Raw genomic sequence first — 13,815 nt, forward strand, 5'->3', positions numbered from 1 at the left:
GCACGACGCGGAACGCCGAAGTGGCGCCCGGTGGGAACCGGGCACCACTTCGGCGTCTTCCTTCCGTACCGCTACCGCTCCTGGTCAGAGGGGCGGCAGGCCGTCCTCGTAGCCCTCGACCTCATAGTTCCTGAGCATCTTGGAGACGGGCTCCCTGAGGTTTCCCCGGAGGAACGGGACCGCGTTGTCCAGGTACTCACGGGCGTCGAGGAGGCTCTCCAGGACCTGGAAGTACACCGCGCCACGGGTGTACTGGGTGTCCACTTCATAGACCTCTTCGACGAAGCCGAAACACCGCCTCAGCAGGTCCTCGTCCCGCTCCGGCGCCGCCAGGGCGGGCTGGAGGACGGGCCTGACCAGCCCGTCGAGCAGGATCCCGTAGAGGTCCAGGTCGGTGTCCGAGGCCGGCAGCGCCTCGATCGGCGCGCCCCCGTCCCCGTCTGCGTCCTCGTCCTCGTACATCTCCTCCAGGCCGGCTCTCGTCTCGGGAACCCTGTCGAGCAGCTGCCCGAGGAAATGGTCCGCGATCATTCCTGATCCCCCTGCCCTACAGCTCCAGCATCGTCGAAGGCCACGTCAACAGAATCAAAACGATCAAGCGTCAGATGTACGGCAGAGCCTCGTTCACCCTGTTCAGAGCCCGCATCCTCTCTCAGCCGTAGCCTTCATGCCCGGTGAGATGGATGCGCCGAGTTCTGCCGCCTTTCAGTCGGCGATCTCTACCGCTTCCGGCTTCGGGAACGCCATGACGTCCCACCCCATGGGCCAGCCGTGCGTGCTGCGCTGGGAGGTCTCCGCTTCAAGGTGCCGTGGCACACGCCGCAGCCACCATTGTCCTTCTTGGTCATCCCGACCCGGCCAGCCCACGGTGGTGGCGTGGAACCTGCGGTCGATCTCATCAAGTTCAGGCTGACGGATGGCGCGGACTCGCGGCGGCAACAGACGCCAAACATGGGCCAACGCCGTGCGACACCCTAGATCGTTTGAGAGTTCCGGAGCCGACCATCCGTACCCCTCCTCCACCTCGTGCACCAACTCGTCCCACTGCTCAAAGAGCGAGTTGAGCGTCTGGGGCTGCCCAGCTCCCCTAGATCCAGCCACGGTGCGGACAGCCGCATGCACCGCCTCGTACTCCTCGGCCGTCAGGAACACTTCATCAGCCGACTCCGGTGCAATGGGATCCATACCTCGACTATCCCAGGCCCCTCCACCAAGGGCGATACCCCATACGCAGCAGCTACGACGTTGGCATGGCCGTAAGCACCCCTGAGCGGAGTTCTCACGGAAGAGCGGTCAGAACCTCGTATTGGCCACTGAGCGTTCCAGTCGGCCGGAGCCGCGCAAAGCCGCCGAGCCGGAGGCTCGACTCGCGGACTACTCGCAGCGTCGGCTACGTTGCCCACGAGGCCACCGCCGTCGCCAGTCTCCGCTCCCGTATCTGCGTAACGGCTGCCCGTCCTGCCGCGGCCAGGACACACGCGCGACGCGTCTCAAGGCGATCGAGGCCGACCCCAAGGCATTCGGACTCAACGCCGAGATCGCCGCACAATGGCACCCGACCAAGAACGGCAAGACTCAGCTGGCGAAGGTGTCGCCCGGTTCACGCAAGCTCGTGTGGTGGCGAACTCCAGACTGCGGCCACGAGTGGCAGGAGACACCGGCCCGCCGGGAACAAGGCCAGCGCCTGCGCTGCCCGGAGTGCCGCACGATCCTCGACTCGCTCGCCCACCACTTCCCTCATCTGGCGGCGGAATGGTCGCCGACCAATCCGTTGTCCGCGTGGCAGGTTCGGCCGACCAGCCAGACCTTGTTCACACCGGCCTGGATCTGTTCCGCAAACCCGGATCACGCATGGCAGGCGGCCCTGTCCTCACGAGCGAACGGCAGCGGCTGCCCCGAGTGCCGGGAACACGGCAAGTCCCGTATAGAGCTTGACCACTGGGCCGCTGCGGAGCGCGCCTTCGGCCGGGCATCGTCCGGCCAGTCGGTGCGGCACGAGGCATTCGCTCGGCGCGCGAACTGGCTCGTCGACATCACGGTCGAGACGGTCGGGGAGCGGAAGCTAGCCATCGAGTACGACGGCTCCTACTGGCACGCGGACAAGGCCGACCTCGACATCGAGAAGTCCCGTGACCTGCTGGCCGCCGGGTATCTGGTGGCCAGGCTACGCGAGCATCCACTGTCACCACTGCCGATCGACAACCCGAACTACGCGGAGTTCGTCGTGTACTCGGCGATGCCTACGCCGGACGAGACGATCGAGCGTGTGAGAAAGTGGGCGAGCAGGCGGGACGAGGAGCTGGGGGCCCACCGGATTTCCGGATTTCGGTTGTTCCGCATGTCGAGCATCCACGATCGACAGGACCGACCGAGCGCCCCGTGACACGCCAGCGCGTTCGCCCGTGAGATGGTTGCTGTCATGACTATTGGCGCGCCGGGCAGCGAGGTTCTACTCGAGACGAGTCGGCTGCTGCTCAGACCTTGGCGGGTAGACGAGGCTGTCGTCCAGCGTGAACTGTGGACCGAACGTGATCCACGAGTGCCGCCGCACCGCCGAATCGACGCGGACGGACACCCCACGGTCGCGGAGCTCGAGGATTCGATCCGCACCAACAAGGTGTGGTCGACCGGGTTGCTGGCGGTCGAACGGAAGGCGTCTCGTGACGTCATCGGCTATTGCGGGCTGGTCGACAGCGGGCGAGGATCGGTAGGGGAACCGGAACTGGCATTCGAGCTGCTACGCCGAATGTGGCGTCAGGGATACGCGACCGAGGCCTCGTTGGCGGTTCTGGAATGGGCGCGATCGTGGGGCCTCCCCCTGAGTGGTGGACACGCTGATACTGGATCTGCTTGATCCGGAGGAAGCGAGAAGACCGCCGATGGCGATGAAGGACTACTCGGACGAGTTCAGGGCCGATGCCGTGGCCCTGTACGAGTCCACTCCCGGGGCGACCTACAAGAGCATCGCCGCCGACCTGGGCATCAACCGGGCCACCCTGCGGGAGTGGGTGCTGAGGGACCGGGAATGCCGAGGCGCCGGCCCGGTCGCCGCCCGGGCTGGGCAGACGTCGGCCCGGGCCGGGCAGGCGACGCCGTCCGCGGATCCGGACGAGCGGATCCGGCAGCTGGAGGCAAGGGTGGCCGAGCTCGAGGCGAATGAACGCAAACTCGCGACCGAGCGCGACATACTCCGCAAGGCAGCCAAGTATTTCGCCGGAGAGACGAACTGGTGAGGAGCCGCTTCCAGTTCGTCGACGATCACCGGGACGCCTTCGAGGTGAAGCAGCTCTGCCAGGTCCTGGACGTGAACAGATCCAGCTACTACAAGTGGCTGGCCGGCGCCGAGGCCCGGCAGGTCCGGCAGCGGGCCGACCAGCGCCTGGCTACGAGGATCCGCGAGGTCCACGCGCAGTCCGGCGGCGCCTACGGCTCCCCTCGGGTGACCGCCGAGCTGAAGGAGACCGGCCTGCACGTCAATGAGAAGCGCGTCGCCCGGGTGATGCGAAGGTTCTCCATCACCGGCATCCGCCTGCGCAGACGCGTCCGCACCACTGTCGCGGACCCTGCAGCCGCGCTGGTCCCTGACCTGTTCCAGAGGGACTTCACCGCCACCGAGCCGGGCCTGAAATACATGGGCGACATCACTTACCTGCCCCTCGGGAACGGCGAGTTCCTCTACCTGGCCACGGTGCTGGACTGTTTCAGCCGCCGGGTGGTCGGCTGGTCAATCGCCGACCACATGCGCACGGACCTGGTCGCCGACGCCCTGCTGATGGCCGCCCGCACCCGCGGCAGCCTGGAGGGTTCCGCCTTTCACTCCGATCACGGGGCGCAATACGGCTCTCGGGCCTTCGCAGGTCTCTGCGACCAGTTGAAGGTCACCCGGTCGATGGGCGCGGTCGGGTCCAGCGCCGACAACGCGGCCTGCGAAAGCTTCCACGCTTCCCTCAAACGCGAGACCCTCCAGGGCAGCCGAGACTACGGCGACGCCAGCATCTGCCGCAGAACCGTTTTCGCCTGGCTGACCCGCTACAACACCCGCCGCCGGCACTCCGCCAACGGCCACCTCAGCCCCAACGAATACGAACGCCGACACCACGCAGCTAAGCTCACGCTCGCCGCGTGATCAACGAAGCGTGTCTACCACCACGGGGGAAGGCCCCGTCTGGGTACGAACGTCTGTGGGCCACGGTCTGGGACTGGAACACTGCTTCTCGCAGAGTGCTGGCCAAGGTCGGGTTCACCGAGACCGATCGGAAGGAAGTGGACGTGGTACACGGGACCACCTTGTTCACCACGAGACGGCTCTGACACACCCGACGTTTGACCTTACGGACGGTCGACCGCCCACAAACGGCTGATCAGATGGGCCGTCGACGGGACCTGGCAGGAGATCCTGACCGCGCTCCTGGCGGCCGCGGACGCCGATGACGACATCGGCTGGACCGTATCGGTCGACTCCACCGTCGTCCGAGCCCACCAGCATTCCGCCGGAGCACGCAAAAAGGGGCCGAAGGCCGCAGAGAGCCCGCCGATCACGCCCTCGGACGCTCACGCGGCGGCCTGAGCACCAAGGTTCACCTGGCCGCCGACGACCGTGCACGGCCCCTGGCCCTGACCGTCACCGCAGGACAGGCCGGCGACGCACCGGCCTTCGAAGCGGTCATGGGCCGCATCCGCGTGCCGCGATGCGGGCCCGGCAGGCCCCGAACCCGGCCGTTGGCCGTGCTCGCGGACCGGGTCTACTCCTCCCGCGCCATCCGGTCCCACCTGCGGCCTCCGCGCGGTCATTCCGCAGCCAGTCGACCAGGTCGGCCACCGCCTGCGGCGAGGCCGCCGAGGCGGCCGCCCGCCCGGCTTCGACGCTGAGATCTACAAGCAGCGGAACACCGTCGAACGCTGCATCAACCGCCTCAAGCAGTGGCGCGGCCTGGCCACACGGTGCGACAAACTCGCCATCGCCCACCAGGCCGCACTCCACCTCGCCGCCATCCTCATCTGGGCACGACGTTGACCAAAGAGACCGAACCTAGCGGCGCCTTGCTCAGGCGAGCTGCACCGGCGGGGTGTTCGAACCTCGGGCCGTGCCCGCATTTCCCTGTACCGCTGCCACGCCGGTCGGCCCGTCCCCCACGGTCACCGTGTCCGTTGCGCGGGCTGTCGAGGTGTCGATGACCGACAGCGTGTCCGAGTCGAAGTTGCTGACGTAGACGAGGGAGCCGCCCGGGCCGACAGCGAGGCCGTTGGGGCCGTCTCCCACGGCGACGGTTTCCGTGACGGCACGGCCGCGGGTGCTGATCACGGACACATTGTCGGACCCGATGTTGGCGACGTATACCTTTCGCCCATCCGGTCGCACCCCGATTCCCGCAGGCTGGTCCCCGACCGGGATGCGGTCCGATTCCGCGCCGTCGTGAACGTCAACCACCGACACATCGTCCGAGGTCAGGTTGGAGACGTACAGGCGGCGGCCGTCGGGGGTGAGCACCAGAGCGGTCGGTCCGCTGCCGACAGGGATGGTGCCGGTGACCGTTCGGGTGGCGGTCCGGATCACTGAGACGGTGCCGGATGCGGCGTTGGCGACGTACAGGGTGCACCCGTCGGGTGCCACCGCCACGCCCAGCGGGGCATCGCCCACCGCAATGGTGTCCGTCACGGCACGGGTGCGGGTGCTGATCACCGACACGTTGTCCGACCCGACGTTGGCGACGTAGACGTTCCGGTTGTCGGGAGAGACTGTCACTCTGCTCGGTTCGTCCCCGACAGCGACGGTGGCGATGACCGTCCTGGTACGGGCGTCGATCACCGATACGGTGTCCGCCACGGAATTGGTGACATAGACGCGGGAGCCGTCCGGGCTGACGGCCACGCTGTCCGGTCCGTTCCCGACGCGAACGCTGTCCACGACGGTGCCGGTGCCGGTGTCGACGACCGACACCGTGTCGGAGTGGAGGTTGGCGATGTAAACGAGGGCATCAGGCCGCGGGGAGAGCCCGACTGCCGTCGTCCCGACGGATGCGCCGGCCGTGTTTCCCGGTCCCATTAGCACCGCTGTCACACAGAGCACCACGGCTGCTCGCTGTGCCAGGTCCTGACTTCTCGTCATGGGACCACGCTAAGACTCCGGAGCGGAAAGCCACGTGAGGCTCACGCTCAGGCTGACCGAACGGCGCATCGTGGCCGCCGCCTACGCCGACTCCATCTACACCAGCCGCACCCTGGGCAACCCCACCCAGGGCATAACCTCGGACGCTCCCGCGGCGGGCTGCCGCTCCGGCGCCGGGGAACCCGGGCGGTCATCCCGCAGCCATCCGACCAGATCGCCGCCTACCAGGCGCGCACCCCACCTTGCGGGCATCCTCACCTGGACCTGACGCTGACCAAAGAGACAGAACCTACAGTAGGTGCAGATGCCGCAATCCACACCGAGCCAGAAGGCCCTCACCCAGTTCAAGCACCCAGCACGCGTGTCACCAACGTCCCGGGACAACACATCTAGCTTGATCTTTAACCTCTGAGGTCGAACGGTGCGTCGAACTCGATCACTCGGTTCGGTAACCAGCGCACGCGGAAGCGGCCTTCGTCTGGATCATGTGCTCCGACCAAGGAAACACTCACATCCAGCGCGAAGGCCGTGAGGATGAGTCTGCTGCATCGTGATGCCCGGCGAGAGCCGTTGGCGGAACTGTCACGCTTCCGGGGTGAGTTCTACTCCTGCCTGACCGCTCGTTCGGACGCGTTGTTCGAGCTGGCCGACGCGATCCTGTGCGGCAACGGTCCGGTGAGGTCACTGGCCGAGTTGTCGCTGGTGGGCGAACACCGCCGCGGCCATGGAGGGCTCTACGCCGGTGTGGCCCATGGCCGGGTCGACACCAGTCGGCTGCGGCTCGCGCTGGCGGCGGTTCCGCTGCCACGGGCAGCCGACGGCCAGCTGGTCCTGGCCATCGACATCACCTGCTGGCTGCGGCCTGACGCCCACACCTCGCCGGAGCGGATCCTGTGCCACACCTACGGTCGGGGCAAGGACCAGCACATCCCCGTTCCCGGCTGGCCGTACTCGATCATCTGCGCGCTGGAGCCCGGCCGCAGCTCATGGACCGCACCCCTGGACGCGCTCCGCCTGGCGCCCGGGGACGACACCGCCACCGTCACTGCCGGGCAGCTCCGCGAACTGGTTGAGCGGCTCATCACGGCGGGGCAGTGGCAGACCGGCGACCTGGACATCCTCGTCGTCGCGGATGCCGGATACGACGCACCCCGCCTGGCCCACCTGCTACGGGATCTGCCGGTCCAGGTCCTGGCACGGATGCGCTCGGACCGCGTCCTGCGCAGGGCCGCCCCGTCCCGGCAGCCACACACGATGGGGCGGCCGCCCCGGCACGGAGGAGAGTTCGTCTTCGGCCAGCCCGACACCTGGGGCACCCCGGACACCGAGACCGTCACCGACACACGCCTTTACGGCACCGCCACCGCCCGCTCCTGGGACCGGCTCCACCCCAAACTCACCCACCGCTCCTCCTGGGCCGCGGCGGACGGCACCCTCCCGATCATTGACGGGACTGTGGTCCGCCTGGACATCGACCGTCTGCCCAGCGGAGCAACCCCCAAGCCGGTCTGGTTGTGGTGGTCCGGCACCGACGCAAACCCCGCGGATGTCGACCGCCTCTGGCAGTCATATCTGCGGCGCTTCGACATCGAACACACCTTCCGCCTGTTCAAACAGAGCCTCGGCTGGACCTCCCCGAAGGTCCGCACTCCCGAGGCGGCGGATCGGTGGACCTGGCTGATCCTCGCCGCCTACACCCAACTCCGCCTCGCCCGCCCACTGGCAGCCGACCTCCGCCGGCCATGGGAGAAACCCGCATCGGCCGACCGCCTCACACCCGCCCGCGTCCGCCGCGACTTCCGGCACATCCGCACCAAGACCACCTGCCCGGCCAGAGCACCGAAACCCTCCCGTCCCGGCCCCGGCAGGCCACCCGGCCGCAAGAACAGCCAGCCCACACCCCGCCACGACGTGCACACAGTCCGCAAAACAGACGCCGCGAATCCGAAAACGAAGAAGTCCACGACTCCTCGCCCACGCCGCAAGGGTTAAAGATCAAGCTAGGGCCTGTTGTGAAAGTGGATCAAGGTCATGGACGATTACCGCCCATGCGTCGTGGCCATCTGAGGAACGGCCAGTGGGAGCGGTTGGAGCCGGTAGACAAGAAGCCGGACCTGACCTGGGAGCGGATCTTCGAGCAGTTGCAGGCCGAGGCCGATACGAAGGGCCCGGCCTGGAAAGCCGTGGGGCTCCTGATCTCGCCGGACACCCATTCCTTCCATGGCATCCCGATTACGCTTGCCATGGTCACGGCCGAGATCGAATGAGGGGGTACACCCATGCCGTACGAGACCGGCGCGAAGGTCAAGCTGACCAGGGATGTTCAGGTCACCGCGAACGACACGGCGGCCAGGATTGGCTTCCCCGGTCCGCTGTGCCTGGCCGAAGGCTTGGAGGGCATTGTCACGGGCTCGGCAAAGGAAGCGGGCGGCGTGGCCCAGGACGGGCTCGCGGAATTCGAACGGCGAATCCGCGGCGTCCAGTTCGATGGCTACACGGCCGGCGTGATCGACAACCTCCGTCAGCAGCTCATCCGGGCCGGAGGGTTCGACGCCGGAGTCGGCGCTCAGATCAGATACAGGGTGCGCTTCGAGAACGGGTTTGTTCTGGGCGGTCTTGAAGAGGGCTGGCTCACCCAAGCCTGAGTACCTGCCATCGCGCCCCCGCCGGCCGGCGGGGGCGTCGCGGTCTCTGAGCCGGTTCTCACCAGCCTCGCGCGAAATGGCGGACGGGAGCCGGGGGAGAAGCCTCACCGGCCACTGTGCCGGTGAGGCTTCTCCTCAGCCCGGGTAGGTGATCGAGCCCAGCGGCGGGCAGGGGATGAGTGTGGTGCCGGCGCCGGGGCGTTCGATGAAAGCCCGGGCTTCGGCGGCCCGCAGGCGCTGGGAATCCAGCTCGTCGGCGTGCCAGGCGTCGCGCCTGGCGCGGTCGTAGTCCCACGAGTCGTCGATGAGACTGAGGCTGGTATTGCCGGAGCTGCGCTGGAACTCCGCCTTCAAGGCGGCCTGTTGGAGCGCGGTCTGGGTCGCGGCGAGATCGATGCGGGTGATCAGGACGCCGGGGGTGTTCGGTTCGCGGGTCGGCATGGGGGCCTGCGGGAGCGGCGACACCCCGGTGTCGAGGCGGCCGATGTTGTCGACGGCCGCTGTCTGGGCGTCCTGCGACATGAGCTGCATTTCCTGGTGCAGCCAGAAGAACTCGTCGAGGTCGGCCTGGGTGATGCGCATCCGCTGATACAGGGCCCGGAAGCGGGGATCGTCGTGCAGCGGACGTATGGGGGCGACGTGGAGCGCCACGCAGTCGTTGAAACCGGCTGCCACCGCCGCGTCGAGGTGGAAGATGGCCCGGTCCGCCTCTCCGTGCAGGACGGCCAGGACGCCGAGGCTCGCGTGGCCCGCGGCGACGAGCCACGTGCCGTCGGGGCCGAGCGCCGTGGCGCGCGCGACGACGTCGTGGAAGCCCGCGGTGCCCACCGCGGCGGGACCGTTGGTCATGACCTCCACCAGCAGTTCGTGAACACGGGCGGCCAGTGAGTTGACGGTGTCGGCCATGGATCTCCTCGGACCTCGATCGTGAAGAGTGTAAAGGGTGTTGAGTCTCTGGTAACCCCCGTGTACATGACGGGCGGACGGGGTGAGCGGTTCCTGGTCGGGCCGGGCCGTGATCACAAGTGGCATCGGTTTCTGGGCCTGGCCCAGGGGGCTCGGCCGCACGGTCAGCGCGATCACCACCGGCTGGCACAGTGCTGCGCCAGGCGTTCGTCCAGGGCCCTTGTGAGCGGACAGGTTGTCCATGATCACGTAGATGGGTGCTCCGTCGGGCCGGGCGGCACGGATCGACTTCAGCGCGGTCAGCGTGTTCGCGGCGCCCTTCCTGCGGCGGTTGACACCCCACAAGCAGTCGTCGCCGACCGAGTAGCAGCCGTGGAAGTACCGGACCCGGTGGGTGCGGTGGTAGGTGGCCAGCAGCCGGTCGGGGCGCCCCTGTCCGGCCCAGCCCGAGCCCGCGGTGGGCCGGATGCCGAGGGGGCCGAACTCGTCGAAGGCGAATACCCGGTCCGGGAACCGGTCCAGGGCCTCCTCGATCCGGTCCAGTTTCGCCTCGCGCTCTGGGTCGGGTGACTCCTTCCACGTCTTGGTGCGCTGGAAGGTGACGCCGCGGCGGGCGAGCAGGCTGCGTAACGCCTCGCGGCCGATGCGGATGATCCGGCCGTGGACTTTGCGCAGGTAGGCGGCGAGTTTGCGCCGTGACCAGCGGGTGAAGGGCTGGCCGAGCTTGGCGGGGCGTCGTCAGTGCTGAGCAGGCGGGGACGGCCTCCCGCCCACTGAGGGTCCAGGCAGGCCAGGCCGATCTCGTTGAACCGGTGGATCACATCCCGGACGGTGTCCTCGTCGGCCTGCACCAAAGGGGCGATCACCGGCACCCGGTTCCCGCCGGCCGAGGCCAGCAGCATCATCGCACGCCGGTAACGCACCGAACTGGTGCTGCCCCGGCGCACGATCTGCTGCAGCTTCTGTCCTTCCTGATCGGTCAGTCTGCGCATACGGACAGGCTCGGCCACCGCACCTCCAGCGATCGGATCGAACGTCACCCACATCCAACCGCCACGACCACCAACCCGGGCGAACCTATGCGGTCAGAGCAGTAGCCGGCCAGCCCCCTCGCGCGTGTCCGGCGCCCGAGATGCGACGGCGCCGGACGCGGCGCACGATGAACAGGGCACGTGTCCTTCTCCGACCGTGCACAGCTGGGGGGATCACCCGTTCACGTGCGAAGAAGCGGGGAGACCCATGAAGAAAACCCTTATGGCCGCACTTGCCACTTCCGTGATGGCCGTCATGCCGGCCGTTCCGGCGGCGCCCGCTGCCGCTGCTTCGGCGTTCTGCAACCAGACGACCCCGAGCACCTCGCTCCTCGGCTACAACAAGGACACCGGAGCCGTGGGCACCGGCACCCTGTCGGCCGGGCGCTGGCGCTACGGCTCGAACATCGAGGTTCCTGACGGGTACACGCACGGCGTCGCGAGCCGCGACTCGATGCTGTTCTACAACGCCGACACCGGAGCGGGGGAGAGCGGCACCTTCAAGGGAGGGCAGTACACCCGCGTCCAGACCTACGACAACTTCTCGACGGGCTGGACCAACGCCGTGGCGTCGGGCGACTCGGCCCTCTTCTACAACGCCGACAACGGCCAAGGGGGCACGGGCACACTGAAGAACGGCCGGTATCAGCACGTCCGCTCGTACGACAACTTCAGCACGGGCTGGGAGTCCATCGCCGCCTCGTGTGACACGGCGGTCTTCACGAAGCCCGGCGAAGTCGGGTACGGGACCCTCAAGGGCGGCGTCTACACGCATGTGAACGGCAGGGGCACCGAGGACCTAGGTGCCCTGGTCGCGACCAAGGACACGGTCTTGGCCCTCGCGGACAACGGTTCGGGACTCCGGTACCGCATCGCCACGGCGACCGACGGCAGGCTCGGCGGGTTCCGCGACATCGGCACGTCGGGCATGTGGGAGGAGGAGGGCCGGACCTCGGACAGCCTGATCTTCTACAAGACGGACGGCACCGCGTGGACCTCCAAGCTCAGCAGAAACACCTACGCCAACGTCGGACCACTTGCCGGGGTCTCCTCGGGCTGGACGTTCTTCGCGGGCGGTGTGTGAGCCCGCGAGCAGAGCACCCGCAGGCGGCGTTCACCCGGTCTCCGAGGTGAACGCCGCCCTCAGTTCCTCCCACAGCGATCGCTGGAAGGCCGTCACCAGGGCCTGCACCGCCATCGGCTGCATGTGCGCCGACAGGGTCTTCATCGACCCCGACCGCGGTAACGCGGCAGATGCCGCTCCAGCGTCGTCTGAACGATCCCCTCGCCCCACACCGACCGCAACGATCCAGCGCGAGGCGACCCACAGGACCCATCGGACACGGCCTAGTACTGCAACGGTGCTGGTCGTGATGGTTGGGCAGTTTCTGGTGGTGTGTGGCCGCGTCGTTTGTAGTGACTGACGCGGGCCTGGAACTGTCGTCGCCGGCGCCAGTGTGACCAGTGCAGGACGTGGTCGATGGTCGGGCGGGGCCGGGTGAGCCGGCTGATCAGGCGTCGGAGTTCGGGCAGGGTGAGGGGTATGAGCTGGGAGGATCCGTTTCTGCTTTGCCCGTCTGGAGTTCGCGGGCTCGCAGGACGGTGAGGCAGGCGTGGGTGGCCATGGCCAGGGTCATGTGGCGGTGCCAGCCGTCGTAGCGGCGGACCTGGTAGTCGTCCAGGCCGCACTCCTGTTTCGCGGTCTGGAAGCATTCCTCGACCGCCCACCGGCTTCCCGCGACGTGGATCAGCTCATCCAGTGTGGTCTCGGCGGGGCAGTAGGCGATGTAGTAGGAGATCTCCTCGGGCCGGCGGACACTGCGGCGGGCGATCACCCAGTGCCGGCGGTCCTCGCGGTGCCAGGGCCTCACCTCGACTCTCGCCCAGTCGTAGACCCGCGGGCCATGGGCCCCCATCCCGCAGGAACGGCGTTTCCACTTCTGCCTCGGGAGACCGGGGAACAGGTCGTGGACGGGATGGTCGATCGCCCAGCGGGTGACGACGGTGTCGTGCCGGGTGGTGGCCATGACGTGGAAGACGTCGGCTTGCTCGAGCTCCGTGCGCCAGCCCTTGGAGAAGCCGTAAGCGGCATCCGCGGTCATCCACCGGAACGGAATCCGGCCTGTGATCGCCCGGCGGACCATGGCCTTGGCCATCACCACCTTCGTCTCGAAGGCGACCGTGTCCTCAATGCCGGCAGCCCGGCACCGTTCCCGGTCTTCCGTCCATGACGTGGGCAGATACAGACGGCGGTCGATCAACGTGCGGCCCCGGCCGCCGGCATAGGCGAGGAACACTCCGATCTGGGAGTTTTCTGTCCGCCCGGCGGTGCCGGAGTGCTGGCGTTGGACCCCGGCCGAGCGGACACCCTTCTTCAGGAACCCCGTGTCGTCCACGATCAGCACCGCTTCCGGGTCTCCGAGGTGCTCGACGACGTAGTCCCGCACGTCGGCCAGGACCTCATCGGCGTCCCAGTCGATCCGGTTCAGCAGCCGGTGGATCCGGTCCGGACCCCCATGCCCGGCCTCCTCGGCAAGCGTCCATCCGTTCTTCCGTTCCAGCGGAGCTATCAGTCCCCGCATATAGGCAAGAGCCGACTCCCGCGGCTCCGACCTGGAGAAACGGTGCACGAACCGCTCATGCAAAGCCTTCAGTTCACCAGCCCACAACCGGGCATCTGCAAGTTCCCCACCCATGACCTGAACAACGACCGAACTGCCCAACCGTCACGGCAAACACCGTTGCAGTACTAGACGTGCTTCCGCGCACTGATTGGTCTGGGCAGTGTGATGCTCGTGGAACTGTCGCCCGTACTTGCTTGTGGGCGGTGTTTGCCCTCTCGCCAGAGTTGTTCGACGGCACCCGCCCAGAGGGCGGGCAGGTCCCCGAGGTCCGCCAGCGCACGGTCGATGGTGAAGCTGACGACGACCTGTCCCCCGTAGGACAGGAACGACACCGCGAGGATGCGTCCCTCGTGCAGGAAGAGCGTGGGCACCGCTGTCTTGATTGGGTCCGCACCGAGCGCCAGCCGGCCGGGGATACGCAGCAGACCAGTACTGTCCAATCCGTTCCGGGGCCTTGACCCCGGGTTTTGGACACCGGAGACACTTGGATCTTGATGGTCCAG

At 67.6% G+C, this 13,815-nt stretch carries 13 protein-coding genes and 3 pseudogenes; 8 read left to right on the forward strand and 8 right to left on the reverse strand.

Annotation, left to right across the window (positions count from 1 at the left end):
* Window positions 1–84: 84 nt before the first annotated feature.
* Window positions 85–531, reverse strand: a complete 447-nt coding sequence (locus AB5J51_RS39055) for a hypothetical protein (protein WP_369779993.1) — start codon at window positions 529–531, stop codon at window positions 85–87.
* 174 nt (window positions 532–705) lie between these two features.
* Window positions 706–1,185, reverse strand: a complete 480-nt coding sequence (locus AB5J51_RS39060) for a hypothetical protein (protein ID WP_369779994.1) — start codon at window positions 1,183–1,185, stop codon at window positions 706–708.
* Between the two features lie 121 nt (window positions 1,186–1,306).
* On the opposite strand from AB5J51_RS39060, the gene AB5J51_RS39065 reads away from it, so the two are divergent.
* From AB5J51_RS39065 to AB5J51_RS39080, 4 genes and pseudogenes are all read left to right on the forward strand, one after another.
* On the forward strand, window positions 1,307–2,383 hold the full coding sequence (locus tag AB5J51_RS39065; RefSeq protein WP_369779995.1) for a zinc-ribbon domain-containing protein: 1,077 nt from the start codon (window positions 1,307–1,309) through the stop codon (window positions 2,381–2,383).
* Window positions 2,384–2,419: 36 nt separating this feature from the next.
* Window positions 2,420–2,854, forward strand: coding sequence for a GNAT family N-acetyltransferase (locus AB5J51_RS39070; RefSeq protein WP_369779996.1), 435 nt, complete (start codon window positions 2,420–2,422; stop codon window positions 2,852–2,854).
* Window positions 2,855–2,879: 25 nt separating this feature from the next.
* A protein-coding gene (locus AB5J51_RS39075) for an IS3 family transposase (protein ID WP_369779997.1) occupies window positions 2,880–4,126 on the forward strand; the annotation gives its coding sequence in 2 pieces (ribosomal slippage) (window positions 2,880–3,219 and window positions 3,219–4,126; 1,248 coding nt in all).
* Window positions 4,127–4,342: 216 nt separating this feature from the next.
* Window positions 4,343–5,014 (forward strand): annotated as a pseudogene (locus AB5J51_RS39080) (IS5 family transposase); the annotation flags it as partial.
* A gap of 30 nt (window positions 5,015–5,044) precedes the next feature.
* On the opposite strand, the gene AB5J51_RS39085 reads toward AB5J51_RS39080, so the two are convergent.
* A complete protein-coding gene (locus AB5J51_RS39085; protein ID WP_369779998.1) occupies window positions 5,045–6,106 on the reverse strand; it encodes a beta-propeller fold lactonase family protein in 1,062 nt (353 codons plus the stop codon).
* Window positions 6,107–6,640: 534 nt separating this feature from the next.
* Here AB5J51_RS39085 and AB5J51_RS39090 point away from each other — a divergent pair.
* The 3 genes from AB5J51_RS39090 to AB5J51_RS39100 are packed head-to-tail and all read left to right on the forward strand — an operon-like array spanning window position 6,641 to window position 8,751.
* The gene (locus AB5J51_RS39090; protein WP_369776996.1) at window positions 6,641–8,098 is read left to right on the forward strand and encodes an NF041680 family putative transposase; all 1,458 of its coding nucleotides are present in this window, start codon (window positions 6,641–6,643) and stop codon (window positions 8,096–8,098) included.
* A gap of 56 nt (window positions 8,099–8,154) precedes the next feature.
* A complete protein-coding gene (locus AB5J51_RS39095; protein ID WP_369779999.1) occupies window positions 8,155–8,373 on the forward strand; it encodes a hypothetical protein in 219 nt (72 codons plus the stop codon).
* Window positions 8,374–8,385: 12 nt separating this feature from the next.
* Window positions 8,386–8,751: a hypothetical protein gene (locus AB5J51_RS39100; protein ID WP_369779965.1), complete on the forward strand. Its 366-nt coding sequence runs from the start codon at window positions 8,386–8,388 to the stop codon at window positions 8,749–8,751.
* 135 nt (window positions 8,752–8,886) lie between these two features.
* Here the strand turns inward: AB5J51_RS39100 and AB5J51_RS39105 are convergent, their stop codons facing one another.
* Both AB5J51_RS39105 and AB5J51_RS39110 read right to left on the reverse strand, forming a co-directional pair.
* Window positions 8,887–9,657, reverse strand: a complete 771-nt coding sequence (locus AB5J51_RS39105) for a hypothetical protein (RefSeq protein ID WP_369779966.1) — start codon at window positions 9,655–9,657, stop codon at window positions 8,887–8,889.
* A 216-nt stretch (window positions 9,658–9,873) separates the two neighbouring features.
* Window positions 9,874–10,667: pseudogene (locus AB5J51_RS39110) on the reverse strand (helix-turn-helix domain-containing protein); the annotation flags it as partial.
* 229 nt (window positions 10,668–10,896) lie between these two features.
* On the opposite strand from AB5J51_RS39110, the gene AB5J51_RS39115 reads away from it, so the two are divergent.
* Window positions 10,897–11,772: a hypothetical protein gene (locus AB5J51_RS39115; protein WP_369780000.1), complete on the forward strand. Its 876-nt coding sequence runs from the start codon at window positions 10,897–10,899 to the stop codon at window positions 11,770–11,772.
* Window positions 11,773–11,802: 30 nt separating this feature from the next.
* On the opposite strand, the pseudogene AB5J51_RS39120 reads toward AB5J51_RS39115, so the two are convergent.
* The 3 genes and pseudogenes from AB5J51_RS39120 to AB5J51_RS39130 form a co-directional block, all read right to left on the reverse strand.
* Window positions 11,803–11,919: pseudogene (locus tag AB5J51_RS39120) on the reverse strand (transcriptional regulator); the annotation flags it as partial.
* 280 nt (window positions 11,920–12,199) lie between these two features.
* Window positions 12,200–13,384: an IS701 family transposase gene (locus AB5J51_RS39125; RefSeq protein ID WP_369780001.1), complete on the reverse strand. Its 1,185-nt coding sequence runs from the start codon at window positions 13,382–13,384 to the stop codon at window positions 12,200–12,202.
* Between the two features lie 53 nt (window positions 13,385–13,437).
* On the reverse strand, window positions 13,438–13,683 hold the full coding sequence (locus tag AB5J51_RS39130) for a hypothetical protein (RefSeq protein ID WP_369780002.1): 246 nt from the start codon (window positions 13,681–13,683) through the stop codon (window positions 13,438–13,440).
* Window positions 13,684–13,815 lie beyond the last annotated feature (132 nt).

The sequence above is a fragment of the Streptomyces sp. R33 genome, from assembly GCF_041200175.1.
In the GTDB taxonomy this organism is placed as follows: Bacteria; Actinomycetota; Actinomycetes; order Streptomycetales; family Streptomycetaceae; genus Streptomyces; species Streptomyces katrae_B.